Origin of the sequence: Burkholderia sp. HI2761, from assembly GCF_002223355.1 — a bacterium.
GTDB lineage: Bacteria > Pseudomonadota > Gammaproteobacteria > Burkholderiales > Burkholderiaceae > Burkholderia.
In genome coordinates, this window is the sequence record NZ_NKFN01000007.1 from 2,239,636 (window position 1) to 2,266,050 (window position 26,415).

Genomic DNA, 26,415 nt, shown 5'->3' on the forward strand with positions numbered 1-26,415 from the left:
CCGGATGCGGTTGTCGTCGGGTCGGCGGTCACGCGGCACGCGCGCTCATTCCGCCAGCGAGGCCATTTCGGCGCGGAAGCGCTCCGCGGTCCACGCGGTGCCGTCCGGCGCGCGGAAGCCGATGCGGTTCAGGCCCGCGACGACGTCGTCCAGTTCGGTCGCGCCGCTCTCGAACACGCGTTCGAGCGCATCGCCGAGGTCGTTCTCGTACTGGGTCGGTTCGGCCTTGCGGTTCTGCCAGACCTGGTTCTCGACCTGGCCGGGGATTTCGATCTGCCCCTTGCCCGCGATGTTGTTCGGCTGCGGCGCCACCCACGGCTTCAGGAAGGGATTGAAGTTGACGGTCGCTTCTTTCATGTCATTCCACCTTGATCTGGATTTCCTCGCCGGCGAGGCGCACCGCGTACTGCTTCAGCGCCCGTCCGCCCGGCCCCTTCAGGCATTCGCCCGTCTTGATGTCGAACACGGCCTCGTGCAGCGGGCATTCGACCGTGCCTTCGTCGACGAACCCCTGCGTCAGCAGCGCGTACGCATGCGGGCACACGTTCTCGAGCGCATACACGTCGTCGCCGACGCGGTAGATCCCGATTTCCACGCCGTCGGTCCGCTTGAACTCGATCGGCGTGTCTTCCGACAGCGCGCCGGCATGACCGGCGCAAACCCATTGTTCAGACATCTCGCACCCTTCCTTCTGATCGACTCTCGGTTTGTTCCTATTTGTTCCATATTAGGAACATCAGTTTATGGATGGTGATTATAGGAGTGACTTTCCACGAGTAAAACAAAAAGCTGCATGTCCTAGGGAAAACACCGACCGTCAGGTCGACGTGCCCTTTCGCCTACCTGATCGAATGTAATTTTTTGTTATGCAGCGGGGATTTATCGGCTTTTTCGAGACCTCGCGCCGGGTCGGCTGGCATCGGCACGCCGCCCATCCGTCCCGAAAAATTTATTTTTGTTCCGGCGCTTGACGCCTCTATACTCCATTCCATCAGAGGCACACTGTTCCTTATATGGAACATACGAATGCCCATGCGGCGATGAACATGCGCGACGGCCGGCCGCCTATGCGCAAGCCGCCACAACACGTTTTCATCAGGTTGGAGAGTCAGGAGACAAAATGGTCAAGCATGCGGTAGCAGCGGCAGTCATCGGAATGGGCGCCGCGTCGGGCGCGTGGGCGCAGAGCAGCGTGGTGCTGTACGGCAGCCTGGATGCGGGTGTCGCGTACGTGAACAACGTCGGCGGCCACGCGAAGTGGGCGATGATCCAGGGCAATACGCAGCCCGATCGCTGGGGATTGAAGGGTAAGGAAGATCTCGGCAGCGGGCTGTCGGCGATCTTCCAGCTGGAAAACGGCTTCTATACGAACAACGGGCAGTTCGCGACCGCGAACACGATCTGGAATCGCGCGGCGTTCGTCGGCCTCAGCTCGGAGCGCTACGGCACGCTGACGCTCGGCCGCCAGACGCCGCTCACGTTCGACTATCTCGATCCGCTCAGCACGGCGTACCTCGCGATGAGCTGGTACGCGTTCCACCCGGGCAACATCGACGGGCTCGCCGCGACCGGCAACGTGCCGTACAACAATTCGGTGAAGTACCGCTCACCGACCTTCGCGGGCTTCTCGGCCGCGGCGACGCTCGCGCTCGGCAATACGACGAACTTCTCGACCGGCAAATCGATCGGCGTCGCGCTGAACTATGCGAACGGGCCGTTCAAGGCGTCGGCCGTCTACTCGAACGAGCACGACCGCGCGATCCTGATCAGTCAGACGGGCATCGCGTCGTTCCAGGGGCAGAACACCGCGAACGGCTATCTCGCGAACAAGGTCGAGAACATCGGCGCGGGCGCGTCGTACCAGATCGGCGACTTCCTCGTGCACGGCCTCTACACGCGCGTGAAGATGCAGTCGAACGGGTTTTCCGACACGTTCCAGAGCTACGACGCGGGCGTGAACTACCGCAGCAGCGCGTTCAACACGATCGCGGGCGGCGCGGCGACCACGACGCTGGCCGGCCGCCGCTGGACTCAGGTCGAACTCGGCGACATCTACGCGTTGTCGAAGCGCACGCAGTTGTATGCGAACGTGCTGGTTGAACACGGTTCGGGCGGCGCAAAGGCCGCGTTCTTCACGGCCGGCACGTCGAGCACCGCGAACCAGGTGATCGTGCTGACCGGGATTCACCACTCGTTCTGAGCGACCTCGGGCGTTCGGCGCCCGAAAATGACAAGAGCGGCCCGCGGGCCGCTCTTGTCGTTTGCGATGCCGCGCGCCGCGGCCGGTTCGACGCGCGCGTCAGAACATCGCGACCTTGTGGCGCGCATGCGCGAACGTCGGGTCGCTTTCGAGCGGTCGATAGTTCAGCCGTTGCGACAGGTCGACCGCCGCGCCGCACACGGCCTCGACGAGCCGCTCCTTCTCGCCGGCGTCGCCGATCTCCGAGCGCGGCACCGTCGCGGTGATCGCCGCGACGATCGAGCCCGAGTGATCGCGCACGGGCGCGGTCACGGCCGAAATGCCGCTCTCGAATGCCGCCTCGCTGACGGCGTAGCCGAGCCGTGCGTAATGACGCACGCGTTCGTACAGTTCGTCGACGGTGCCGGGCGTGCGTTCGGTGAACTGTTCGAGTTTCTTCTCCGGATAGAGCTGCCGCAACGCATCGCGCGTCAGGTCGCCCATCAGCACGTGCCCGTGCACCGTCGCATGCGCGGGCAGGCGCGTGCCGACGTGCACCTTCACCGAACCGAACATCGACGCATTGCTCTGCGCCTTCGCGACGAACACCACGTCGCGCTGGTCGCGGATCAGCAGGTGCGTCGACAGGCCGGTCGAATCGCGCAGCCGTTCGAGCACGGGCGCGCCGAGATCGGTCAGTTCGAGCGAATTCAGATATTCGAAGCCGAGCCGCAGCACGCCGACGCCAAGCCGGAAATAGCGGTCGCCGTTCACACGCTCGAGAAAACCGAGCGCCTCGAGCGTCTGCAGCAGGCGGAACGTGGTCGTGCGCGGAATGCCAATGCGCTTCGACAGCTCGGGCGCGCCGAGCACGGGCTCGCGCGCGGAGAATTCGGCGAGAATCCGCAGCCCGCGTTCGAGCCCCGGCACCAGATAGGACGACGCGCCGCCCGACGGCTCGTCGTCGCCGGGCGCTGCCGGATCAGGTGCATCGCTCATCGTTGTCTTGACCATGTGGACATGGACGAAAGGAAGTCGGTCACGAAACGGGTCATGGATCGTCGTGGATATGCAGTCATGCTACCTCAGTGCGCGCGTGGGCTCGCACCGGCGCGCGGCGCCGCGAGGCGGCATGCGTACGGGCGCCGCCATGACGCGTCATTCAAGGTCGAGAGAATAGCAGCGTTGGACGGCGCGACGCCATGCGGATATCGCCGAACGGCGGAAAGGCGGCCGCGCGGCACCGGCGCGCGGCCGTCAACGGGTAACGGTGGAAACAGCGCGGGATTCGACGCCGGACAGCCTACAGGCGCGACAGATAGACGCGAATGGTCGTGCGGTCGTACGCAAAGCCGCCGGCCGGATCCGGCTGCAGCACCCGCGTCAGATCGACCGGATGCAGCCATCCGGCGCCCAGCAGGCCGCCGTTGATCCCGCGGATCCGGGTGCCCCCGACGGCAATCGCGGCATGAAAGACATTCGCGCCGCGGGCGAAGCCGACTGCGGTGCCCGCCGGAATGCTCGCGCGTCCGTCCCATTGATCGCCGGTCTCGAAGTTGAAGCGCGTCTTCCACAGCTGGCCGATCGTGTCGAGCAGCGCACCGGGCGCGATCATCGCGTCGGCTCGCAGCAAATACCGGACATACGCCGCGGCGTCGTAGCAGACGCCGCCGGACACGTACTCGTCGATGTTCGCCATCCCGAACATCAGCGCCTGCGCGTGTTTTTGCCGCTCGGCGATGCCGGATTGGGCGACGTGCCCGCCTAACTGGGTCAGTTGCACGGATAGCTCCTCTCAGGAAAGCGGGACATCATTGTCCCGCCGATTCGATATCTTCATATCTTATTATGATATCCGCTGCCGTCTACCCGGTCCGGAACGTCATGGCATGCGCGCCGCCGACGCCGGTGCGGCCGCCGCCGCGTCGGGATTCGGCGCGAGCCGAAGGCGCACGCGCAGCGGCTGCAGCATGTCGGGCGGCGGCGGCTCGCTCAGCGGGCCGGCCGTCAGGAGTTGCCGCAGCGTCGCGTCCGCATCCGGATCGCCGAGCGACGCGAACTCGACGCGCGTGACGGCGCCGTTCGCGCCGATCCACGCACGTACGACGATCGCGGGCGGCGGCGCATCGGCGTGCGCGTTCAGCACGCGCGTTTCGAGATAGCGGTGGAGCCGATCGGCCGCGTCGCCGTCCGCTTCGAGCCACGTCTGGAACTGCCGCCCGGCGAGCTGGCCGTAACGGATCCATGCCTGCGGCACGTCGGCCGTCTGCGGCGCGGCCGACGTGGCACATACGGCCAGCGCACATGCGACGACGATTGCCCGCAGCCACCCGGATGCGCCCCACTCCTGCGTTCGCTTCATCCCGCCTCCCGTTTCGACAAATCGCCCCCGCGCCGTTTCGCGCGCGGCCCGCGCACCGTCATTCACGCAGTCCTTCGCACTGCGCTCGCATTGCCTTCGTGTCGCACGGCTGTACCCGCTCACCCGATCTCGATCGGTACATACAGCCGCGTCCCGCCGCGCTGCACCAGCAGCGCGACGTTGCCGTGCGCGGCGTCGATCCCCGCCATCAGCGCGCCGATGCTCGCGACCGGCACGCCATTGACCGACAGTACGGCATCGCCGGGCTGCAACCCCGCGCGCGCGGCCTGGCCGCTCGCCTGCTCGACGACGAGGGCCTGGCCGACGCCGAGCTGGTGGCGCTCCCGCTCCGTCGCGACCCGCAGCACGAGCCCGAACCGCGCGGGCCCCTGTTCGCCGCCGGCCGATGCCGTGCCGCTGTCGAACGCACCGACCGTCGCGATGACGTGCATCGCCCGGCCCGCGCGCCACACGAGCAGATCGGCTTGCCGCCCCGCCCGCATGCCCGCAATCGTGCCGAGCAGGTCCGCCGATTCCGCGACCGGCTTGCCGTCGACCGCGAGCACGACGTCGCCCGCCTGCAGGCCCGCGTGCGCGGCCGGGCCGTCCGGCTCGACCATCGTGATCAGCGCGCCGTCCGGGCTCGCGAGGCCGAACGAGCGCGCAAGCGCCTGGCTCACTTCCTGCAGGGCCACGCCGAGCCGGCCGCGCGTGACCTTGCCGGTGCGCAGCAACTGGTCCTTCACGTCGAGCGCGATGTCGATCGGAATCGCGAACGCGAGCCCCTGGTAGCCGCCCGTCTTCGAGAAGATCATCGAGTTGATCGCGATCACGCGGCCGCTCAGGTCGAACAGCGGGCCGCCCGAATTGCCGGGATTGATCGGCACGTCGGTCTGGATGAACGGTATCGCCTGCTCGCCGGGCAGCGCGCGCGACTTCGCGCTGACGATGCCCTGCGTGACGGTATTCGCGAACCCGTACGGCGACCCGATCGCCATGACCCAGTCGCCGACCTCGGTGCGCGCCGGGTCGCCGGTCGCGACGACCGGCAGATCGTGCGCGTCGATGCGGATCACCGCGACGTCGGATACCGGATCGCTGCCGATCACCCGCCCCTTGAACTGGCGCTTGTCGGTCAGCTTCACGTCGATGGCGACCGCGTCGCCGACCACGTGCCGGTTGGTCAGGATCACGCCGTCCGCGCCGACGATGAAGCCGGAGCCGAGACTCACCTCCTCGCGGTTGCCGATCACGCGCCGCGCGAGAAACGGCGCGAGCGGATGATCGGGCGCGATGCCGGGCGGCAACTGGATCCCCATCTGCGTGACTTCGCGCGTGACGCTGATGTTGACGACGGCCGGGCCGACGCGCCGGACCAGTGCGGCGAAGTTCGGCATCACGACGGTCGACGGGGCGGCAACCGCCTGCGCGGGCCGCTCGGCGGACTGTGTCGTCGCACCAGCGCAAGCGCAGGCAAACGCGAGCGCCCCCGCGATCACCCACGACGACGCCGTCCGACCCATGTGCCTGCCCGCTTTCATGTGACTGCTCCTCGTCGGTTCGCGCCGGCACGCCGCCGGCTCGTCGCTGCCCCGCGCCACGCGACCGGCCGCGCCATCACTTACCTCGGCGGCACCGCGATCGGCGCATCGGGCCGTTGCGGCGTCACCGACCGGCCCCAGTTCGAGCCGAAGCGATTCCGCTCGGTCGACAGGTTGAACGTGCCGAGCCGGTTCGACGGCTGTTTCGACAGCCGCTCCGCATCCGTTTGCGACGCGCCCGCCTGCGGCTCGACCTTCGGCTTCAGTTGTTCGCTCAGGCAGTCGTACGACAGCGCGCGCTTGCCGTCGACTTCCGCGTCGACGCACACCGGCTTCGCCGCCGAACCCGGACCAGCCGGCGCGGGCACGCTCGCTCCCGCGCGGCTGCCCTGTGCATGCGCGCCGGCCGCCAGCAGCAGGCAGGCGATCGCCGCGATGCCGTTTCGTCGCATCTTCATCCATGCCTGCGTCGGTAACGACTCCGTTGCGCACATGCCGTCATGCTCCCGCGCCGGGCCCCGGCGCGCGGGCCAGGAAGCGTCCGAACGCCGCGCGATCGGCTGCGTCGACGGCCGGTTCGCCCGCATCGACATGCCGCGCCCACGCATCGCGCATGCCGTCGACCGGCTGCCACGCGTGCACCTGCGCGCCGGTCGGATACGGCGTGACGAGCGGCTCCCGGTAGTCGACGCGAAACAGCGGCGACGCGTCGTTGCCGGCCGTCCACAGATCGCCGACGTCGCGCACGCTCGCGTCGAACCAGAAGCGCACCCAGCGAACGGCGGGCGGGCGCGCATCGTCGGCCGGCATACCGGCGCCGGGCGTACCGGCACCGGGCGTACCGGCACCGGGCATACGGGCACCCGGCGCAGCGGCGCCCGACGCCTCCGGCACGCGCAGGAAACCGGCCAGTACGAGCAGCACGGCGGCGAGATCGTCGTCGCGCAATGTCCGGTATGACCAAAGATCCGCGACATCCGCGCACGAGATCACCGCGATGAAGCGCCCGATCGTGAGCGCGGGCCACGCGTGCCGCATCAGCGCGTAATGGCGCGGCCATTGCGCAATGAAACGGTCCCGATGACGGGCCGCGACCTGCACGTCGCGCGAGCCGCGAATCGTCGGTTCCTCCGGTTGATACTGGCGTGTGGTGAGCACGCACTGCGCCGAACATCGCGCGCTCCGGTGCCGCGCATAGCCGCCCGCACCGGGCAGCGGCTCCAGCGCGCCGAAGCAAAGCGGACAATGCGTCGGCCACTCGCCGGGCCGGGCCGGCCACGGGTTCGCCTTCGGCATGCGCGGACGGTCGGAGGCGGCGGCGGAGCGACGACGCCCCGGCGTACGCGCGTCGGGCGCCTCGACGCGCGGCGTCGAACGGAGCGTGGCCATGAGCGCGCCTACCGGGCCGACGCGAGCGCTTTCTTCAGCGCGTCTTCGTTGATCGGTGCGTTCGCGCCCAGCTTCGCGAGATACGCCTGTGCATTCTGCTGCGTCCGCTGGGCGCGCAGCATCGCGCGCAGTTGCTCCTTCACGTCGGCCAGCGGACGCGGCGCGGCCGCCCGTATCTCGATCAGCTTCACGACGTGGAAACCGGCCGGCGTCTGGATCGGCGCGGATACCTGGCCCGGCTTCAACGCGTCGGCTGCCTGACGGACCGCCGGCACCATCGACTGATCGGGCACGAAACCGAGATCGCCGCCGTTCGCGGCGCTCGCCTTGTCCTGCGAGTTCGCCTTCGCCAGCGCCGCGAAATCGCCGTTGCGCGCGCGGCTCGCGAGATCGGCGGCCTGCTTGCGCGCCTTGTCGAGCGTCGCGGCATCCGCGTTCGGCGGCACCGCGATATAGATCTGCGCGACGTGCAGCGCGCGCGGCGCCGTGAATGCCGCGCGATTCTTGTCATAGGCGGACTGGAGCTCCGCGTCCGACGGGTAGTCGGCCGGCGGCGTATTCACCGACGCGAGATAGCTGCGCACGACGATTTCGCGCTGCGCCTGCTCGACGGCAGCCTGCACCTGCGGCTGCCGGTCCCAGCCCTTCGATTTCGCTTCGGCCAGCACGGCCTTCTGTGCCAGAGTCGAACGCACGACCTGGTCCAGCGCCGCGGGATCGGCCGCGAGACGCTCGCGCCCTTCCGCGCTCACCGTCTTCAACAGCCCGGCGATGTCGGCCTGCGTGACCGACGCCTGCGCGGCATTCGCGATCACGTCGTCCTGGGCGCATGCCGCGAGCGGGGCGCCCAGTACGAGACCGCCTGCCACCATCGCCAGCATCTTCATCTTCGTCATCATCGTTCGACTGCCCTCTGGATTGCTTCTTTTGAATGCGGACGCCGTATCAGCGCGCCCGTCAGCGTCACGCGCAGGACGAGCGGTTGCGCCATCCCGCGCGGCGGTGCGATGCCGATCTCCCTGCCGGCAAGTGCCTCGTGCAGCGCGGCGTCGAGCGCCGCCTGCCCGACCATCGCGCTGTCGACCCGCGTCACCCGCCCGCGCCGGTCGACCCACGCTCGCACCGGCAGTACCGGCCCGTCGTCGCCGGCATCGGCCAGCGCGTCGGCCCAGCGTTCGACGTCCGCGCGCAGGCGGCCTGCGGCCGCATCGTCGCCATCGAGCGCCGTCTGCAGCCACCGCGCGACGTGTTGCGCGTACCTGCCCCACGCGGCGGGCACGTCACGCGCGGCCGTCGCGTCGGGTCGCGTGCGACCCGGCAGCAACGCGCGCAGCGCGGCACCGAGCCGGTGCGCGACGATCACGATTGCGCGGCCGCTTCGACGGTTGCGGCCGTGGCGTGCGCTTCACCGGCCGCTGCCCGCGCCGCCGCTTCCTGCTCGGCCATCGCGGGGCGGTTGCGCAGGTGCAGCAGGAATTCCTGGATCAGCCGATCCCACAGCTCGACCGTCGAACGCAGATGGCGCTCGGACACGCCGCCCGCGACCACGACGTCCATCTCCAGCGCGAGAAACTGCCCGTGGCTCGCGAGACGCGCGAAGCGCTTGGTGCGGTTCCAGTCCGCGACGAGTTCGGCCGGCAATTCGCCCTGCACTTGCAGCACGCACGACAGCGTGTAATCGATGTACGGCAGCGCGGCGAGCGGCGTGTCGTCCCCCTGCGGCGCGAGCGGCGCCGCCGGGTTGCCGAAGCGCACCGCGAAGCCGACGCCCTGGCTCGCGCTCATCAGTTGCACCGCGCCGTTCTGCTCGGCGGCCGTCACGCGGTAGCCCGCACGGCGCAGCACGTCGGCCAGGTGGTCCGCGCTGATCGCCTCGATCGGCGCATCGTGTGCCGCACCTTCGGCGCCGGCGTTCGGTTGCTTGTCTTGCATGTCGATGTTCCCCCTGTTCGACGAATCGATGGATTCCAATGCGGTATCGGGCGACACGCTCACGGTGCGCTCGCCGCCGATGCCGGTGCCGCGGCGGCCGCACGCGCGGCCGGATCGTACTTTCCCGCATACAACGCATCGCCGTAGCGCTGCGCGAGATCGTCGTACTTCACGCGCGCCGACTGTGCGAACGGCTGGCGCGACGAGAAGAACGTGCCGATCCCGACATGCTCGTACGCGTCGAGAATCTCGTGCCCGACGCGATACAACTCGGCATTGTGTGCCTGGCAGGTTTTCAGTTGCGTGTCACGCGCGGCAACGTCCTTCTGCAGTTGCGTTTGCTGCGCATCGCGGGCGCGCGACACGGCGAGCAAGTCCTCATAGGACGCCTTGTATTTCGCGAGCGACCTCGCATCCTGCTCGCGGCCGGCCCGCTCCTGCGCGAGCGCGCGCTTCGCGGCCGCCTCGGCGCCCGAGTCGCCGCGCGCCGCTGCAAGCTGCCCCTGCATCGCCTTCAGTTGCTCGAGCGCATCGTCGCGCTGCTTCTCGGCCGCCGCCTTGTCGCTCTGCAACTGCGCCTGGCCGTCCTGCAACTGGCGCAGCTCCTGCACGGTCGAGCGCAACTGGCTGCGCAGCTTGTCCTCGATGCTCTGCGCGTGCGCGCCGACGGCCGCGAGCAGCAGCGCGCCGGCCACGGCGGCCGCCAGCATCGTGCGAGTGATCGTATTCATTCGCGGCTCCGGTCAGAAGCGAGCATTGAGTTCGATCTGCAGCACGTCGATCGATACCGGCGGCCCGTACACTTCCTTCGAGCTCAGGTAGCGGGCCGACACCCACGTGTCGCGCGCGACCGCATAGGCTGCGCCGATCACGTAGCCGCGCGCGTTCGTGCCGCCGAGATGGAAATCGGGATCGTTGAACGCGTCGAGCACCGCGTCCGGCTGCAGGTACTTGTACGCGATCGAGAAATTCCACTGGCCCTTCTCGCGCGGCTCCGGCTCGCCGACCGTCGCCTTCGCGAGGAAGCCGTTCGGGCCGCTGCGATAGTCGGCGCGCGTCGCGTTCACCGACGTCGCTTCGTAGTTGTTGACCGGCAGCGACGCCGCCGCGAACGCCTTGTTGTCGTTGTACGCGAGGTTGCGCACGAATTCGCCGTCCAGGCGCAGCTTGAAGCGGTCGGCCACCACCGTGTCCCACTGCGCCTTCAGGTCGAGCAGCCGGTAGTTGTACGCGAGCCCGAAGAGCTGCGGCTGCGGCGTCATCCCCGGCGCGAGGTTCGGGTTCTGCACGATGTTGCGCAGCGCGATCAGCGTGTTGCCGCCCTGCATGAACGCGGGCGCCTCGTTGTCGGTGTTGCAGCTCGTCGCGCCGAGATACAGCGCGCACGGCGACGACAGCGTGCCGCGCATGTTCTGGAAGTCGTAGTACGCGACCGCGCCGCGCAGCCGGTTCTTCGCGTCGATCTTCCAGTCCGCGCCGAACTGCGCGCCGAACATCCACTTCGTGTCGCTGCCGGCCTTGTCGGTGCTGTTCGACGGGAAGTTCTCGCTCGTGTACTGGATCGGGAACACGCCGAGCGTGCCGAACAGCGTGACGTCCGGATTCCACGGCAGCGCATGGCGCAGGTTCGCCGCGAGCCCGTCCATCATCAGGTCGTCGGCGAACACGAGATCCGACTTGAAGAACGGATTGTCGAAGCGGCCGGCCGTCAGGTTCAGCCACGGCGTCGGCCGGTAGGCGAAGAACGCCTTGTTCAGCCAGATGTTCTTCTTCGCGAAGCCGCCGCCGGCGGTCGACGTGGTCGACACGGGCCCGTTGTCGTTGCCGCTCGCGAGCTGGATGCCGGCGATCATCTCGTCGGACAGCGTCGCGGTCACGCCGAGCCGCGCACGGTAGCGCAACAGGTTGTTGCGGTTCTGCGTGGTGTTCTGCGTCGGCAACTGCGTCGTGTTGGTGTTCGGGTTGATGTCGAACCCGTTGCCCTGGTTGATCGCCGCGAAGTTCGTGACGTTGTTCGCGTTGCGGCTGCCGTAGAAGTGATACTCGTCGCGCACGCGCAGGTCGCCGTCGAGCTTGATCCGCGATACCCAGTCGGGGAACGTGTTCGGCTGCGCCCAGTTCTCGGCCTTCGCCTGTGCGATCACTTCCTGCTTTACCTGGTCGCGGATCTGGTCGCGCACGAGCTGCGGCACGTACGGCACCGCGACGTCGCCCGGCTGCGTCGGCGGATTGACCACGCCGCCCGCGACGACCGGTGCGCCCGACCCGCGCGCGGCCCGCGCCTGCACTGCCTCCGTGCGCGCCTCGCTGATCAGCTCGTTCGCGTTCTGCTGCGTGAGCACGCCGCGCTTGACGAGCAGGTTGATCAGGTTGATCACCACGCTTTCCGTCGGCGCGGCCTTCCCCGATGCCGCCTGCGCCTCGAGCGATTGCCCCTGCGCGACGGATGCGCACGTCAGCCCGAGCGTCAGCACCGCCGCGCCGACACGCGACAGGCGCGCGGGCGGCGCGCCGTTGCAGGGCACCCCGCCCCGTCCGTTCATCTTCCGAATCATCGATTACTCCGAGAAACACCGTCGTTCGTGGCAGAAAGGAAAAGAGCACCCTTGACAGGCGACTTCGTCCGCAGGCTAGGATGGCCGGCATGATCCTTGTCTATCGCTACCGGGTGAAGTCGCTCAACGGACTGCTCAACAAGCAGAGCCGTGCGGTGAACTACGTCTGGAACTTCTGCAACGACACGCAGAAGCACGCGCTCAAGTGGAACAAGAAGTGGCCGACCGGTTTCGACCTGAACGTGCTGACCACCGGCAGCAGCAAGGAACTCGGTATTCACTCCGGCACGGTCAACGCGACGTGCGAGCAATACGCGAAGTCGCGTACTCAGCACCGTCGGCCCTACCTGCGCTATCGCGGCAGGAAATCGCTGGACTGGGTGCCGCTGAAGGGGCGTGACCTGAAGCGCGAGGGTGACGCGTTTCGTTTCGCCGGCAACACGTTTCGCGTGTTCAACAGCCGCCCGCTTCCCGAAGGCAAGATCAAGGACGGAACCAACTTTGCGCAGGATGCACGCGGCAACTGGTTTCTCAACATCGTGATCGAGATGCCCGATGTTCAGGCCCGCCCGATCCGTTCCGGTGTCGGTATCGATCTCGGCCTGAAAGACTTCGCCACACTTTCGACCGGCGAGAAGCTGCCCAATGACCAGTTCGGCCGACGAGCGGCGGAAAAGCTGGCGAAAGCGCAGCGAGCACGAAAGCACAAGCGGCATATCGCGAAGTTGCACGCCAAGGTCGCGAATGCCCGTGCCGATTTTCAACACAAGCTTGCGCTCGATCTTGTGCGGCGCTTCGATTACCTCGCGGTCGGCAACGTGTCGGCCGTCAAACTCGCCAGAACCAGGATGGCGAAAAGCGTCTACGACGCATCCTGGTCGTCCTTCCGAAACAAGCTCCGTTACAAGGCGATGGCGCACGGGGCCACGTTCGAGGAAGTCGACGAACACGGTTCTACCCAGTCCTGTTCGTCGTGTGGGTCGAAAGACAGCACGACGCGGCCGAAAGGTATCGCAGGGTTGCGAATAAGAGAATGGACATGCAGTGAATGCGGTGTCGTACATGATCGTGATACCAACGCTGCGTTAAATATTCTCCGATGCGGACGTGCATCGCCAGGTGTGGGAATCCTCAGCCATTAGGCAGAGGATGACGTCAACGAAGCACTCGAACAATTTTCGTTTCTTTTCCGGCAGCATCCGTCCGACGGACCTGCCCCATGATTCTTTCGTGGTCTCTCGCGCGCATCGTCATGCCGGCTTGCGGCCCTGGAGCTTGACGAGCACCGGGTACGACGTCGCCGGCGGCGGCACTTCGTCGACCTTGCCGAGCGTCTCGACCGCCGCAACGACGGCCGCGTCGATCTTCGCGTCGCCGGTCGACTGCGCGACCGTCACCTTCGTGATCCGCCCCGACGCATCCATCCACAGGTTCAGGCTGCCGGTGAACCGCGCACCGCCGGCCTCCTGCACGCCCTTGTCCTGTTCGATCGCACGCTGCAGCACGTACACCATGTACTGCGCATAGCTCGCATTGCCGAACTTGCCGCCCCCGCCGCTGCCGACCATTCCCGAGCCGTCGCCCGCGCCGATGTTGAAGCTGTCGGTGCCGGCCTGCGCGGGCGCGTTCATCGTCATCTGCTTCGGCTGGTTGTCCGACGGCTTCGGCGCCTCCGAAGGCTTCGGCGCGACGGTCGGCTTGTCGACCGGCGTCTTGACCTCTTCCTTCACCTTCTCGGGCGGCGGCTTCTGTTTCGGCGGCGGCGGGGGCGGCGGCAACGGAATCACCGTCGTCACCTGCGGCGCGCTCACGCGCTTCACGCCCGCGGTGTCCCCCGCGAAATGCCAGATCAGCGCGGCGAGCCCCGCGAGCACGAGCGCGATCGCAACCGCCTTCACGAAGCGGCCGGGGCCTTTCTGCGGCGGGCCGCCGTTGTAGGTCATTTCCATCGCGCTAGCCGCCCTGCTTCGCCTTGCCGGTCACGAGCCCGACCTGCGACAGGTCGAGCCGGCGCAGCAAGTCGAGCACGTCCATGACCTTCTGGTACTGCACGGCCGCGTCACCCTTCAGCACGATCGGGAATTCCGGATTGGTCGCCTTCTCGGTACGCAACCGGCTTTCGAGCTCGTCCATCGTCACCGGATACGCGTCGAGGAACACCTGCCCCGAATCGGCGACCGTGATCGCCTTCGTCTTCGGCTTCGCGAGACTCGCGGACGAGCTCGCCTTCGGCAGGTCGACCTTGATGCCCTGCACCGAGGCGGTCGTCATGATGATGAAGATGATCAGCAGCACGTACGCGAGGTCGAGCATCGGCGTGATGTTGATGTCGTCGTACGGCTTGTCGTCGTCCTGAACCTGCATGGTGGTCTCCTGCGTGCGGTCAGTCGGCCAGCACGGCGTGATCCGGCGTGCGGTGAGCTTCGGCCAGGCGCGTGACGAACTCGTCGACGAACACCTGCATGTTCGCGGTCACGTTCTTGTTGCGGATCAGCAGGTAGTTGTAGCCGAACAGCGCGGGAATCGCGACGAACAGGCCGGTGACGGTCGCGAGCAGCGCGGCCGCGATACCCGGTGCGATCGCGTTCACGTTCACGTCGCCGGCCGCCGCGATCGCCGCGAACGTGATCATCACGCCGACCACCGTGCCGAGCAGGCCGAGGAACGGGCCGCCCGAGATCGCGATCGTCAGCAGCACCATCGATTTCGACAGCCGCTGATTCTCGCGCACGAGCGTCGCGTCCATCGACGCGCGGATCGCCTCGATCGATTCGCTCGTGATCACCGTGCGGCCGTTGCCGTCCATGCGGCTGTGGATTTCATGCACGCCGGCCTTGTACAGCCGGTACAGCGACGACTGGTACAACCGGCGGCCGTCGTCGCTCGCTTCGTCGACATGCGCGAGGCCGACCAGGTGGCGCCCGGCCACTTCGCGGAAACGCTGCACGAAATACTGGTTCGCCTTGTCGACGGTGCCGACGTAACGCGCCTTCGTCCACATCACGATCCACGACACGAGCGCCATGCCGAGCAGGATCGCGATCACGACCCACGCGTCGACGGTCACCGACTGCACGATCACGCCGAAGTAACCGAAGCCGAAGCCCGACTGCTTCTCGTCGGCGCCGTATGCAACGAGCTTCGATTCCGAGCCTTGCGCGAGCGCGTCGACCGCGATCGCTGCGGGCGAACGCGCGATCTTCGACAGGCGCAGTTCGTCGAGCGCGCCCGCATACGCGGCGAACCCGGCCGGCGCGCCAGCGACGTCCGCGCCCACGGCCGCCGCGCCGGTCAGCGCGGGCAGCGTCGCCGCGACCTGCGCGGCCTGCTTGCCGTTCACGTAGACGGTCAGGTTCTTGCCGTCGGCCGTGACCGCGAGATGGGTCCACTGATTCGCGGCGACGGGCGGAACGGCAGGCGTGCGCACCGGCGCCGGAGTGCCGGCCGCACCCGCCACTTCCGCGAACGGCACGCCGTTGTCGAGGCCGATCAGCAGCGCATTCGCGCCGTCGCGGCGGCTGTACAGCAGCGTGTTCGGCGCCAGCGCCGACGGCTTGACCCACGCGCTGAACGTGAAGCTGCCGCCTGCGGCCAGGTTCAGCGACGGGCTCGCCGGCAGCGTCAGCGACCCCGTGCCGTCGAACCGCGCGCCCTTGCCGACGATGCCGTCCTCGACCGTGCGGAACGCCGCGTTCTGCGCATTGTTGCCGTATGCGGTCGCATCCTTCGGCGGCGCGCCGGCCGCACCGTTGAAGTGATAGACGAGCGTGTAGTCGGCATCGAAGGTCTCGGCCGGCTTGCCGCCGTCCGGCGCCTTCTTGTTGCCGTAGTACATCCAGATCGATTCCGCGGCGCCGGCCGGCATCTTCGGCACGTCGACCCAGATCAGCGCGACGCCGAGCACCGGATCGTATTGCTCGACATGGAAATTCAGCGGCGTCTTGTCGTCGGCCGCGACGAAGCGGATGTCGGCGCCGTTGTCGGCCAGCCCGTCGAACTGGAAGTTGCCCGAATGCAGGCGAATCAGCAGCGGCACGCGGCCGGCCGAATCCGCGAGGTTCGCGCCCTTCGGGCTCGCGTCGATCGTGATCGCCTTTCGGTACGACCAGTCGTTCTGCCACCATGCGTTCGCGATGCCGGGCAGCACGCCGAGCATCACCGCCAACAGGAAAAACAAGACTCGCTTCACGATCCACTCCCCGAATGGGCGGGCGCCGCGCTCGTCGCATCGCCCCGCCACGATCAAAAAATCCGTCAGAATCCCAGCCTTACGTAGAAATCGAACCGCGGGCTGTACCGCCGCGTATAGACGCCGGCCTTCAACGGCCAGCCGGCCTCGAAATCCGCGCTCGCGTATTTCATGAGCTGCAGCCGCGTGCCGACGCCGACGCTCATCAGGTTGAAGCGCGACGTCTGCTCCGGCAGCGGGCTCAGCAGCCACAGGTGCGCCGCGTCGAAGAACGCATGGAAGCGCCATTCGTTCACCCGGCTGCCGACCGCGCCGCCCAGCCACTTCGACAGCGACGGGCTGCGCACCTCCAGCGACGCGATCACGCCGCTGTCGGCCGTGTCCTCCGCCTGCATGTAGCCGCGCACGCTGTTCATCCCGCCGGCTGCGAACTGCTCGCTCGACACGAGCGGCGAGTTCGAGATCTGGGCGTTCACGTGCGCATTGGCCTGCATGTCGTTCGCGAAGCGCTGCGTATGATTCACGTCGAACTTGCCGTACACGAAATCGGGCGTCGCGTTGTAGCGCTTGTTGTCCCACGCGCCCCAGTCGCTGCCGAGGCCGCGGACGTTCGTCGTCAGCGATGCGGAGAACGACGTCTGCGAGTTCTTCAGGCTCAGCTGGCCGTTGTACGACAGCGTCACCGGCACGTACGTGAGCGGCGCCGTCGAGCCACCCTGGCCCGGCAGCGACACGTCTTCGTCGTAATGCTTGCGGTCGATCTCGATGCTGACCGTGTGCGCGTAGGTCTCCGACGCCGGCAGCGAATAGATCGCGGTGAAGCCGTACGTCGTGCCCTTGCCGAGCACGTTGGTGTTGCCGACCGACGCGACGTTGCTGTCCGAATGCACGACCGTCGCAAGAAAGCTCCAGCGCGAATCCTTGATCGGCGCGAGATACGAGAACGCGTAGACGCGCGCATCGTTCGGATGCTGCGGCGCGATCACGTAGGTGCCGGAAATCACGTGGCCGAGCTGCCACAGATTCGAATAGCTGAGGCTCGCGGTCGTGCGCAGCGTCGACGTGCCGGGGCTATTGTCGTTGTTCAGTTCGAGCGAGCCGTGCAGCGGGCTGTGATCGTCGACCTTCAGGTCGACGTCGACCGTCTGCGGTAGCGCACCGGGCTTCAGCACCGGGATCACCTGGCGGTCCGCCGAGCGGTTCAGGTCGGTGAGCTGCTGCTGTGCCTGGTTGAAATCGGGCACCTTGCCTTCGGCCAGCGCGGGCACCGCGTCGCGGATGTTCTGCGGCGAGTTGTATTGCGCGCCGTCCACGCGCAGCCGGCCGACCTTCGCCTCGGTCACCTGCAGCAGGATCACGCCGTTCTTCACCTGCTGCTGCGGCAGCTCGACCACGACCGACTGGTAGCCGCGATCCTGGTATACCTTCTGCAACGCATCGCGGGCCGCGTTCACGTCGGCGAGCGTGCGGCCCGGCCCTTCGAACGGATACACGGCCTTCTCGATCTCGAGCGTCGGCAACGTCGTGTTGCCGCGCACCACGAAGGCATTCACGTCGAACGTCTGCGGCGCCGACGGTGCCGCCTTCGCGGCCGGCGCGGCGGTGGCTTCCTGCGCACGGACGCCCGGCGCGAGGCTCAGCCCTCCGACCAGCACGGCGCCGGCCAGGCATCGGCAATTCAGCCGCCATCGTTCGCGTGACTTGCGGTCTACTCTCGGCGGCATGCGCCATTCCCCTTTGTTGTTCCGGACCGCAGCGAAGCTGTCGCGAGCCCGCCGCTCGCCCCGCTATCAGTTGCCTGTTTCACTTTGATGACGATTGATTCGCCATCCTTATCATGAACTGCGCAATGCTCGATATACTTTCGATCCGAACTCAGCCGTGATGCGTCAGCGCCGCCTGCGCATCGGCGTGAAAACCGAACTGCTTCACCGCGAACTGCAACAGCGTATCGACGCACGTCGCGAGCGATGCGCGGCCGGTATCGAGCGTGAGATCGGCTGCCACCGGCGGTTCGTACGGCGCCGAAACACCCGTGAATTCCGGCAGCGCGCCACACCGCGCCTTCGCATACAGCCCCTTCGGATCCCGCGCCTCGCAGCACGCCAGCGGCGTGCTCACATACACTTCGCGGAATGCCGGCCCCACGATCGCTCTCGCCGCATCGCGCATCGCCGCGAGCGGCGAAATGACCGCGACGATCGCCAGCGCGCCGGATTCGCTCGTCAGTGCCGCGACTTCGGCGATGCGCCGCACGTTTTCGAAACGATCCTGCACCGTGAAGCCGAGATCCCGATTCAGCCCCGTGCGCAGCCGGTCGCCGTCGAGCACCACCGGATGCATGCGTCGGTCGCGCAGTCGCGCCGCTACCGCATCGGCCAGCGTCGTCTTGCCCGCGCCCGACAACCCCGTGAGCCACAACACCCCGCCGGCCCGCGGCGACGACGCGCGCCGCCCTGCGCGGGCCCCGTCTACCGATAAGGACGAAACGACATCGGAAAACCCGCAACGATCGATCTTCATCACCCGCGCTCCGCCGCCTTCGCGAGTTCGTCGTCCTCGCGTGGACGCGTCTGCCAGAAGCCGCCCTGCATCGTCACGATCGACGGCGTCTCGGCCCATTGATGCGGGCTCAGGATTTCGGCACGCCGCACGTTCGGGATCACCTGCACGTCGAAGATCTCGTCGACGCCGTTGAAGAACTGCAGGATGCCGAGCACGTCGCCGGTGTTCGCGTCGAGTGCGGCGACCCCCGCGACCAGCGCATCCGATTCGCTTTCGATCGGCAATCCCTGCGGACCGCGTTTGTCGCGCAACTTCGACAGCCCGACGAACAGCACGCCCTCGTATTCGGCGAGACCGTGCGTGAAGCCCGGCAGCTTCGCGAGTACGCGCCGCGCGCCGGACTGCGGATCGATCTGCAGCACGTGGCCGCGACCGCCTTCGAGCACATGCAGGCGCCCGCCGATCACGCGCGGCGAATGCGGCATCGACAGCCCCGATGCGACGACCCGGCCGGACGGCACCTCCATCACGATGCCGCTGCCGGCCATTCCGCTACGCCAGCCGAACGGCTCGTTGCTCATGCCGAGCGCCGTCGCGAACCGCACCTTGCCGTCGGCGAACGCCATGCCGTTCAGGTGGCAGCGATCGTCCGGCGTGGTCTCCGTCACGAACGGCGGCTGCCAGATCGGCGTGAAGTTGAAATAGCCGTCGATCACGCTGATGCAGGAATAGCGTGTGTTGACCGCGAGCAGCACGTGCTTGTCGAACGCCATGTCGTGCAGGTCGAGATCGCCCGTGTAATAGGACATGCGCGGCACGAACATCGCATCGTAGTGATCCGGTCGGGCGGGATAGCGCGGCGCGAGCGTCGACACGTTGGCGAACACCATCAGCTCGTGCATCGTGGCGACCGCGAGCCGCTTGCCCGACACGGCCATCCCCATCGAGCGCGGCAACAGGCACGCGGACAGCGTGGGCACGCCGCCGTCGACGCCGATCACGGCCACGCCGGACGGGCGGCGGCTCACGGCCAGCGAGCACCCGAGCGCCTCGAGCACCTGCAGGAAGCGCCCGGTGTCGCGCAGGTTGATGACCGGCGACAACGCTTCCGCCTGCCGCGCCGATACGTCGTCCGTCGGCGCGCCGCTTTCGCCTGCCGGCCGGGTTTCCTCGAACTGTTCCACTGTCATGCACCTGTCGGCTTCCCGCCGCCTGATGAGAAAAAATGCCCCGCTTGCAGACTCCCGCCCGCCGACCCGATGCACGCGCATCGATCGCGAACGGGGCCGCGTACGGCACACCAAGTCGCAGCTCCCACCTACCTAGACGGAACGAAGCGCGCATTGCCGCAATGTTTTTTTGCGTGACGTCGAGCGATCCGCCGGCATGGGCAAGCGTTCGACGCAAGCGGCCTGCATGCGTGCGGCCGCGCCCTCGCGGGAGACTCGCGAGACGCGGCGCATGACCTTGCGTGGCCCCCGTTTCGTGTACATGTCGTTGCCTGGCCGACGCGCGGCGCTTCGGCGGCCCGCCGGCAAACGAGGCGCCGTCCGGCCGGCCCGCGAGCGAAAACGCGACGGCCAGCGTGCGGCCCGACAATCCTCCGGTTTCAACCGGGAAGTTTTTGTGACATTCGACTGAAGATATTCACGAAACACGCGCGAAACACGGGGCGCGATCGTCGGGACCGTTTACGCCACACCGAAACCGCGAGCACGTACGAAATCCTGCGGCTTGCAGCCGCCCGCTTCGTCCTAGCTATTGAGAACGGAACATGTCAACGACAGGACACTCCATGTCATTCGCCACGATGCTCGTACGGTGGCTCGCCGGGCGGTTGGCCGGCGCCGCCGGCATGCCGGGCCAGTTGCGTCCGCGCGCCGCTCGTGCCGCGTCGAATCCGCCGCTGCGCTGGCGCTCGCCGTGGCTCGCGTGGCAACTGCTGTCGTGGTCCGCGCTCACGCTGCTCGCGCCGCCGATCTGGACGATCGGCACGCTGCTGCTGATCAATCCGTCGAGCGACCAGCCGCTGTTCTGGGCGTTCGCGATGGCGATCGTGCCGGTCGCGAACGGCGTCGCGATCGTCGCGACGAACCAGCGGCATCACCGCACGCCGTTCACTCGCCGCCCCGCGGTTGCAGCCCACACGTTCGCGATCGCGATGGCCGTCGGCTGCACGCTGTTCGTGCTGCTGCTGTGGCGCTCGCACGCGATTGCCGGCCTCGTCGGCCCGCTTGCCGACGACGGCATGCGTCCCGCGACGCTCGCGTGCTGGGTCGCGGGGCTCGCCGCGCTGTTCGGCGTCACGTCATCCGCGCATGCGAGCATCGCGCATGCGTGGCTGGCGTTCGAGGTGTGAGCGCGCCGCGCCGACACTGCGGGGGCACGCGAATGCATCGATACGGGACAGGAAGGACGGCGCACGCACGGCGCGAACGCGGCATCGCGATCGTGATGGTGCTGCTCGTCGTCGCGCTGGCGGCCACGCTCGCGGCCAGCGTGCTGTGGCGCCAGCAGGTCGCGACGCGCGACGTCGAGAACCAGCGGCTCGCGACCCAGACGATGTGGATCGAGCGCGCCGCGGTCGAATGGGCACGCGCGACGCTGCGCGCGCAAAGCGCGACGTCGAACGTCACGTTCGTCGGCCAGCCATGGTCGGCGCCGGTCGCCGACGTGCAGCTCTCGGACCTGCTGCCGTCCGACGCGCTGGCGGTCAATGGGGAGCTGTCGCGCGCATGGATCTCGGGCAGCGTCGAGGACGCGCAGGCGCGCTTCAACCTCATGAACCTCGTGTCGCGCGCCGCGCCCGGCAAGCCGTGGCAGTCCAACGGCGAAGGCGTGCTGGCGTACCGGCGCCTGCTCGGCCAGTTGTCGCTCGATCCGGCGCTCGCGCAACCAACGGCCGATTACATGCTGCGTTCGCTGCGCGACGCGAACGGCCCGGGCGGCTGGCCGCTGCAGCTCGTGTCCGTCGACGATCTCGCACGCGTTCCCGGCTACGACGCGCATGCGATTGAAGCGCTCGCCCCGTTCGTCACGATCCTGCCCGACCTGACCGTCGTCAACGCGAACACCGCGACCGAACCCGTGCTCGTCGCCGCGATCCCGACGCTGTCGGCGAGCCAGGCCAAGCGGCTCGTCGACCGGCGCGCGACCGCCTACTTCGTGAGCACCGGCGACATCGCCGAATACCTGCTGCCCGCGCAGGGCGGCAGCCCGACGTTGCCGGACGGCGCGGCCGTCGGCGTGAACAGCGGCTACTTCATCGTGCATTGCCGCGTGCATTCGGCGCGGATCAACGCGCGCATCGACACGCTGATCGCGCGCTACGGCAGCGGCAATTTCGCGTGGACGTCGGTGATCTGGGTGCGGCGGCTGACGAGTTGAAGCCGGATGCGGCAGGTACCGGCGCGGCGAACGGCGAGCCGGGCCGGCAACGTACGATCGGCGCCGACTAATTCAGCGACGACTCGCTCAACGTCACCGGTCGCAGGCCCTGCGCCGCCGCCGCATCGAACGACAATCGCGTGAAGCTCGTCTCGCGCACTTCGCCGAGCAGCCGGTTCCAGTCGTCGATCGACACGAGCAGCGCGATCGGCCGGTTGTACTTGGTGACCATCACCAGCGCCTCACCGGCGTACCGTAGCGCCTTCGACGGATTGCTGCTGAAGTCGCGCGTCGCCATCGCGATCGTGCGCAGGCTGAACACGCTCGCGGCCGGATCGTCGCCGTTGTCGTGCAGCAGGCACTCGAGCGTCGCGGCGCGCAGCAATGCCTGCGACTTCGAGGACAGCCGGCTGTCGCGGCGGCGCCGCCGTTCGCTGCGCGGGTCGACGTGCACGGCGAGCATCCGCACGATCTGGCCGAGCGTCGTCGCGGGCAACTGATCGTAACGCTGCCACCAGTCCGGCGGCAGCGCGATCATCATGCCCGCATAGGTGGCCGTCACGCCGTCGGCGATCAGCGACGGCAGGCGCGCGACGTCGCGCGCATCGAGGTCGAGCGCGCCGCCGACGACGCGCGTCATCACGCTGAACGCGTTGTAGGCGAACGCGGCGATGCCGCTCGCCAGCAGCGCCGCACGCGCGGGCACGGCGCCGAACGGCGTGCCGCCCATGACGGGCTCGAGCGCGAGCGGCAACGCGTCGCGCCAGCGCCGGCGCGACAGCGCCACGACCTGCGGCGCGTCGAACCGCTCGGCCGACAGATCGGTCAGCAGCATGACGATATCGCCGGACGCCTCCGCGCCTTCCCATTCGATCTGGCGGAACGTGTCCGACGCGCCGCCCTCGCCGGTCATCCCGACGGATCGTTCGCGAACGCGCCCCGCGCCGAACACGCCGGCGTCCTGCCAGTCGCCAAGCGGCCGGCAGGCGGCCGAACGGCCGTATTCGCGCAGCACGAACGCGCCGCCGCGGCGCGGCCAGCCGGACAGGATCGCATCCGTATCGAAGCGCCCGTCGACGATCCACAGCTCGCCGGGCCGGACCGTTTCAAGCAGCGCGCCGACGAATGCGCGCTCGTGCGACCGGCCACGCTCGCAAGGCAGCAGGTCGACGATCATCCCGAGATCCGGGTCGTACACCGGCAGGACGCGCGCACCGCCTGCCGCCGCATCGCGCGCCGGGTCGTCGCACGCCCGCCCGCAGTCGCAACCGTCGGCTCGCGGCGCACAGGCCTCGGCGGCCCCATCGAGCACGCGCAGCCGCATCCCGTCGACGGCGCGCGCACCATCGACGTCGCGCATCGCCGCGACCGGCAGCAGCAGGTCGACGCTGTCCCTGACCAGCGCGCGCCCCCAGCCGGACCGCCACCGGCTCATGCAATCGTGCAGCGCCGTCACGGCCGCACCAAACCCCGGCGCGACAGCGCCGACGGCATCCGGCATCCGCTGCCACGCGGCAATCGCCGCGATCGCGTCGACGGCAACGGCAAACAGCGCCTCGCGGATCGACTCGCCGTCGGGTTCGTCGCCGCCCCCCGCTGCGGCGCCGACCCAGTCGTCGTGCAGCGCGCATTGCAGGACGAGCCGCGCCATGATCGTCATCGGGCTCTGCTCGACGAAGCGTTCCACGACCGCGCGCATCATCGGGTTACCCCACGCTGTCCGGTCGATCGTGCGGGCCGCACCGGCATGCGCTCGCGCGCGTCGCAACGCGTTCGCACTTGACGCAGCGCGATCGACCCCGCAGCATCGTGAGCGACCCGATCCGCACGACGCCGCACCGTCGCGGCGGTCCGCCCGAAATCAATGCACGAGGCACCGGCATGTACGTAGATCCCCGCGTGGCGCACGGCCGCGCCCGGTTCGACCTGAGCGGCTCGCCGCGGCTCATCGCCGACGAGCGCCGCTGGGAGATCAGCGATGTCGTCACGCGCGGCCTCGACGATTTCAAGGGCGTGCGCAATCGCCGCAACCTGCTGCGGCTGCTCGAACGTCAGATCGCGCCGAAACTCGTGCGCCTCGGGCTCGAACCGTACGTCGGCGCGCTCGGTCACGCAGAAGGGCTGTTCGTTCATTTCTCGACGATGAGCGCCGAGCACGGTTTGCGTGAATTCCAGCTTCAATTGACGGTGCCCGACCTCGTGCTGCGCAGTTTCGCGTCGAACGTGATCCGGCCGCACGCGGTCGCGCGCTGCATGCAGCGCAACGGCGTGATGTCGCTTGCGGAAATCGAACATGAGACGCGCATCGCGTTCGTCGCGGCGCGCGTGATGCGCTCGCTGGCGATCGCGGAAGGCTGGCAGCAGATCGGCGTGCCGACGCCGCACGGGCTGTTCGTCGGCACGCTGACGCAAGCGCGCGACGTCGCGATGAATACCTATTTCCGCCCCGGCGACAACGACCGCCCGTCGCGCTGGAGCGGCTTCTCCGCCCTCTTCTCGACGATGCCGGACTGGCGCCCGGAACAGGTCCGGCACGGCGGCGAACTGCTGCAATGGATGGTCAACCATATCGTGGCCCTGCAAGAATCCGCACCGTTCGTCGAACGCTTTCCGTTTCTGCGCGAGCCGCTGCGCGACGCCGACGATCCGCTCGATGCCGCGTGGAGCGGCGCGCGCGCCGACCATCGTGCATGACGGGCGATCCGGGGGCCATTCCGGCCCCCGTTCCCCGGTCTCCACGCCACCGCCCCTCTTCACGGCCCCTCGCTCTCTCATATACAAGGTCGCAGCGGCTCCGCCTAACCCGCAGACTTTCTTGCAACGCCCATGCGGCGCGTCAATGCGTGCGCGTCGACCCGCCCGGCTCGCCGGGCTCCGGACGACCGACCGTCTCCAGCACGGCCCACATCCAGATCAGCTCGCGCACCGTGCGCGCATGCTCGTCGCTCTGCGCGCGCCAGCGCCCGAAAGCGTCGCGTTCTTGTTCAGTCGTGTCGCCGGCGCGCAGCCACAGCAGCCAGCGCACCGCGCCCTCGCGGATCGCGTCGGCGCGCGTGTCCGCGTCGCCGGAATCCGTATCCCGTTGCGATTCGTTCATGATCACGCCACCGCCCGAAGCTCCCTCGACACACATCCCCCCATCGCGCATCGCTGCGCGGCCGGGGCGCTTGCCACCCACGCCTCGGGTCCGACGACGCCCCGCCGGGCCGTCACGTGTGACAGCCCGGCGTTTGCCGGCCCTCATGGATAAGGTCGTATCGACGCGCCGTAACCCGCAACGCGGGCAACCGAGCGGCAGGCGGAGCAGCGGCCTGAAGGAAGCGGGATAAAGGAAGGAAAGCGGAACGCGGAGAAAGCAGCTGAGCTCAGCTCAGCTCAGCAGCACGATGTTGCCGGGCAGGCGCGTGATGTGCGCACCGTACAGGCGGCCGACCATGTCGATCACGTCGTCGAGCCGCGTGATCGGAAACTGCGCCTGCATTCGGTTCGCGCCGAGCGACGCGCTGCGCAGGATGACCTTGCCGCGCCGGTAGCGGTTGATCTCGTCGACGACGTCCGACAGCGGCACGCCGTTGAACACCAGCATGCCGCGACGCCACGCGCTGACGGCGCCCGGATCGGTCCGCGACACCGGCTGCACGCCGCGGTCGTCGTAGACGACCTGATCGTCGGCACTGAGCGTACGCCCGCCGCGCGGATGCTCGAGCGTGACCGTTCCGGACAGACACGTCACGCAGACCTGGGAGCCCGTACGCCGCACGTTGAAGCGCGCGACCAGCGCCCGCATGCGGCCGCCGCCCGCCACCACCGTGACCGGCTGGATCGGCGTCGCGCGGCCGGCCGGCGGCGCGACCGCGTCGATTTCCGCCTCGCCCGCGACGACTTCGACGCCATGCGCGGCATCGCTTGCCGGCAGCACGTCGAGACGCGTTTGCGTATTCAGTTCGACCGTGACGCGCGACGACAGCGCGACGCTGCGCTGCTCGCCGGTACCCGTGTGGTAATCGGCCGCGATGTCGCCGAGCGACGGCCACAGCTGCATCGGCGGCCGCACCGCGAGCCATGACGCGCCCGCCGCGACCGCGAAGCCGATGAACGCGCGCCGCCCGGTGCGCATCGTGCGTTCGCGCCTGGCGACATGTGCCCAGGCAGCGGCCGTGCGCTCCTCGTGCGCGAGTTCGGTCGCGGCCGTGCGCAGCGAGCTCCAGGTGCCGCGCAGCAGATCGGCGGCTTGCGGACGATCCGCACACCAGCGCTCGAACGCGTCGGCATCGGCCTGGCTCGCGTCCCCCGAGCGCAGACGCAGCAGCCACGCACTCGCTTCGTCGAGTTCGTCGTGGGCAGGTTGGGCCTGGGCTTTCGTCATCGTCCGGATG

The 26,415-nt window shown here is 68.2% G+C and carries 27 protein-coding genes; 5 read left to right on the forward strand and 22 right to left on the reverse strand.

What is annotated here, in order from left to right; translation table 11 throughout:
- Window positions 1–45: 45 nt before the first annotated feature.
- Both CFB46_RS27760 and CFB46_RS27765 read right to left on the reverse strand, forming a co-directional pair.
- Window positions 46–357, reverse strand: coding sequence for a recombinase-like helix-turn-helix domain-containing protein (locus CFB46_RS27760; RefSeq protein WP_027780957.1), 312 nt, complete (start codon window positions 355–357; stop codon window positions 46–48).
- 1 nt (window position 358) lies between these two features.
- On the reverse strand, window positions 359–676 hold the full coding sequence (locus CFB46_RS27765; RefSeq protein ID WP_011354710.1) for a non-heme iron oxygenase ferredoxin subunit: 318 nt from the start codon (window positions 674–676) through the stop codon (window positions 359–361).
- Between the two features lie 444 nt (window positions 677–1,120).
- On the opposite strand from CFB46_RS27765, the gene CFB46_RS27770 reads away from it, so the two are divergent.
- Entirely contained in the window at window positions 1,121–2,200 is a 1,080-nt protein-coding gene (locus CFB46_RS27770; RefSeq protein WP_089501963.1) for a porin, read from the forward strand.
- Between the two features lie 99 nt (window positions 2,201–2,299).
- On the opposite strand, the gene CFB46_RS27775 is transcribed toward CFB46_RS27770, so the two are convergent.
- From CFB46_RS27775 to CFB46_RS27825, 11 genes are all read right to left on the reverse strand, one after another.
- Window positions 2,300–3,193, reverse strand: coding sequence for an IclR family transcriptional regulator (locus tag CFB46_RS27775; RefSeq protein WP_027780959.1), 894 nt, complete (start codon window positions 3,191–3,193; stop codon window positions 2,300–2,302).
- Between the two features lie 289 nt (window positions 3,194–3,482).
- Window positions 3,483–3,962 (reverse strand): type 6 secretion system effector deamidase TecA, encoded by a 480-nt coding sequence (tecA, locus tag CFB46_RS27780; RefSeq protein ID WP_089501964.1) that lies wholly within the window; start codon window positions 3,960–3,962, stop codon window positions 3,483–3,485.
- A 99-nt stretch (window positions 3,963–4,061) separates the two neighbouring features.
- Complete coding sequence (locus CFB46_RS27785; protein ID WP_089501965.1) at window positions 4,062–4,541, reverse strand: hypothetical protein; 480 nt, start codon at window positions 4,539–4,541, stop codon at window positions 4,062–4,064.
- Between the two features lie 119 nt (window positions 4,542–4,660).
- Window positions 4,661–6,082 (reverse strand): Do family serine endopeptidase, encoded by a 1,422-nt coding sequence (locus CFB46_RS27790; RefSeq protein WP_089501966.1) that lies wholly within the window; start codon window positions 6,080–6,082, stop codon window positions 4,661–4,663.
- Between the two features lie 80 nt (window positions 6,083–6,162).
- Window positions 6,163–6,540 (reverse strand): hypothetical protein, encoded by a 378-nt coding sequence (locus CFB46_RS27795; protein WP_089501967.1) that lies wholly within the window; start codon window positions 6,538–6,540, stop codon window positions 6,163–6,165.
- 40 nt (window positions 6,541–6,580) lie between these two features.
- Entirely contained in the window at window positions 6,581–7,471 is an 891-nt protein-coding gene (locus CFB46_RS27800; protein ID WP_089501968.1) for a hypothetical protein, read from the reverse strand.
- 8 nt (window positions 7,472–7,479) lie between these two features.
- Entirely contained in the window at window positions 7,480–8,370 is an 891-nt protein-coding gene (locus CFB46_RS27805; protein ID WP_089501969.1) for a peptidylprolyl isomerase, read from the reverse strand.
- Window positions 8,367–8,834: a hypothetical protein gene (locus CFB46_RS27810; RefSeq protein ID WP_256980688.1), complete on the reverse strand. Its 468-nt coding sequence runs from the start codon at window positions 8,832–8,834 to the stop codon at window positions 8,367–8,369. Before CFB46_RS27810 ends, CFB46_RS27805 begins: the two co-directional genes overlap by 4 nt.
- On the reverse strand, window positions 8,831–9,403 hold the full coding sequence (locus CFB46_RS27815; protein ID WP_089502386.1) for a YbjN domain-containing protein: 573 nt from the start codon (window positions 9,401–9,403) through the stop codon (window positions 8,831–8,833). Before CFB46_RS27815 ends, CFB46_RS27810 begins: the two co-directional genes overlap by 4 nt.
- 59 nt (window positions 9,404–9,462) lie before the next feature.
- A complete protein-coding gene (locus CFB46_RS27820; protein ID WP_089501970.1) occupies window positions 9,463–10,134 on the reverse strand; it encodes a hypothetical protein in 672 nt (223 codons plus the stop codon).
- Between the two features lie 12 nt (window positions 10,135–10,146).
- A complete protein-coding gene (locus tag CFB46_RS27825; protein WP_089501971.1) occupies window positions 10,147–11,958 on the reverse strand; it encodes a putative porin in 1,812 nt (603 codons plus the stop codon).
- Between the two features lie 89 nt (window positions 11,959–12,047).
- Between CFB46_RS27825 and CFB46_RS27830 the strand changes: the two genes are divergently transcribed.
- On the forward strand, window positions 12,048–13,100 hold the full coding sequence (locus tag CFB46_RS27830) for an RNA-guided endonuclease InsQ/TnpB family protein (protein WP_089502387.1): 1,053 nt from the start codon (window positions 12,048–12,050) through the stop codon (window positions 13,098–13,100).
- Between the two features lie 108 nt (window positions 13,101–13,208).
- Here CFB46_RS27830 and CFB46_RS27835 read toward each other — a convergent pair whose 3' ends face one another.
- The 6 genes from CFB46_RS27835 to CFB46_RS27860 all read right to left on the reverse strand — a co-directional run bounded on the left by CFB46_RS27835 (window position 13,209) and on the right by CFB46_RS27860 (window position 19,842).
- Window positions 13,209–13,907, reverse strand: a complete 699-nt coding sequence (locus tag CFB46_RS27835; protein ID WP_089501972.1) for an energy transducer TonB family protein — start codon at window positions 13,905–13,907, stop codon at window positions 13,209–13,211.
- Between the two features lie 4 nt (window positions 13,908–13,911).
- On the reverse strand, window positions 13,912–14,322 hold the full coding sequence (locus CFB46_RS27840; RefSeq protein ID WP_027780971.1) for an ExbD/TolR family protein: 411 nt from the start codon (window positions 14,320–14,322) through the stop codon (window positions 13,912–13,914).
- 19 nt (window positions 14,323–14,341) lie between these two features.
- Entirely contained in the window at window positions 14,342–16,147 is a 1,806-nt protein-coding gene (locus tag CFB46_RS27845) for a DUF2341 domain-containing protein (RefSeq protein ID WP_089502388.1), read from the reverse strand.
- 65 nt (window positions 16,148–16,212) lie between these two features.
- The gene (locus tag CFB46_RS27850; protein ID WP_227789522.1) at window positions 16,213–17,871 is read right to left on the reverse strand and encodes a ShlB/FhaC/HecB family hemolysin secretion/activation protein; all 1,659 of its coding nucleotides are present in this window, start codon (window positions 17,869–17,871) and stop codon (window positions 16,213–16,215) included.
- 151 nt (window positions 17,872–18,022) lie between these two features.
- Entirely contained in the window at window positions 18,023–18,670 is a 648-nt protein-coding gene (gene cysC / locus CFB46_RS27855) for an adenylyl-sulfate kinase (RefSeq protein WP_089501973.1), read from the reverse strand.
- A complete protein-coding gene (locus CFB46_RS27860; RefSeq protein WP_089501974.1) occupies window positions 18,670–19,842 on the reverse strand; it encodes a TIGR03032 family protein in 1,173 nt (390 codons plus the stop codon). Before CFB46_RS27860 ends, cysC begins: the two co-directional genes overlap by 1 nt.
- A gap of 605 nt (window positions 19,843–20,447) precedes the next feature.
- Here CFB46_RS27860 and CFB46_RS27865 point away from each other — a divergent pair.
- A complete protein-coding gene (locus tag CFB46_RS27865; RefSeq protein WP_089501975.1) occupies window positions 20,448–21,011 on the forward strand; it encodes a hypothetical protein in 564 nt (187 codons plus the stop codon).
- Window positions 21,012–21,043: 32 nt separating this feature from the next.
- A complete protein-coding gene (gene gspK / locus CFB46_RS27870; protein ID WP_089501976.1) occupies window positions 21,044–22,039 on the forward strand; it encodes a type II secretion system minor pseudopilin GspK in 996 nt (331 codons plus the stop codon).
- A 67-nt stretch (window positions 22,040–22,106) separates the two neighbouring features.
- Here gspK and CFB46_RS27875 read toward each other — a convergent pair whose 3' ends face one another.
- Window positions 22,107–23,741, reverse strand: a complete 1,635-nt coding sequence (locus tag CFB46_RS27875; RefSeq protein WP_089501977.1) for a transposase — start codon at window positions 23,739–23,741, stop codon at window positions 22,107–22,109.
- A gap of 179 nt (window positions 23,742–23,920) precedes the next feature.
- Between CFB46_RS27875 and CFB46_RS27880 the strand changes: the two genes are divergently transcribed.
- Entirely contained in the window at window positions 23,921–24,733 is an 813-nt protein-coding gene (locus CFB46_RS27880) for a hypothetical protein (protein ID WP_089502390.1), read from the forward strand.
- 142 nt (window positions 24,734–24,875) lie between these two features.
- Here CFB46_RS27880 and CFB46_RS27885 read toward each other — a convergent pair whose 3' ends face one another.
- Together CFB46_RS27885 and CFB46_RS27890 are read right to left on the reverse strand one after the other, a co-directional pair.
- On the reverse strand, window positions 24,876–25,136 hold the full coding sequence (locus CFB46_RS27885) for a FecR/PupR family sigma factor regulator (RefSeq protein ID WP_227789523.1): 261 nt from the start codon (window positions 25,134–25,136) through the stop codon (window positions 24,876–24,878).
- A 273-nt stretch (window positions 25,137–25,409) separates the two neighbouring features.
- The gene (locus tag CFB46_RS27890; protein ID WP_027780981.1) at window positions 25,410–26,405 is read right to left on the reverse strand and encodes a FecR family protein; all 996 of its coding nucleotides are present in this window, start codon (window positions 26,403–26,405) and stop codon (window positions 25,410–25,412) included.
- Window positions 26,406–26,415: the final 10 nt, after the last annotated feature.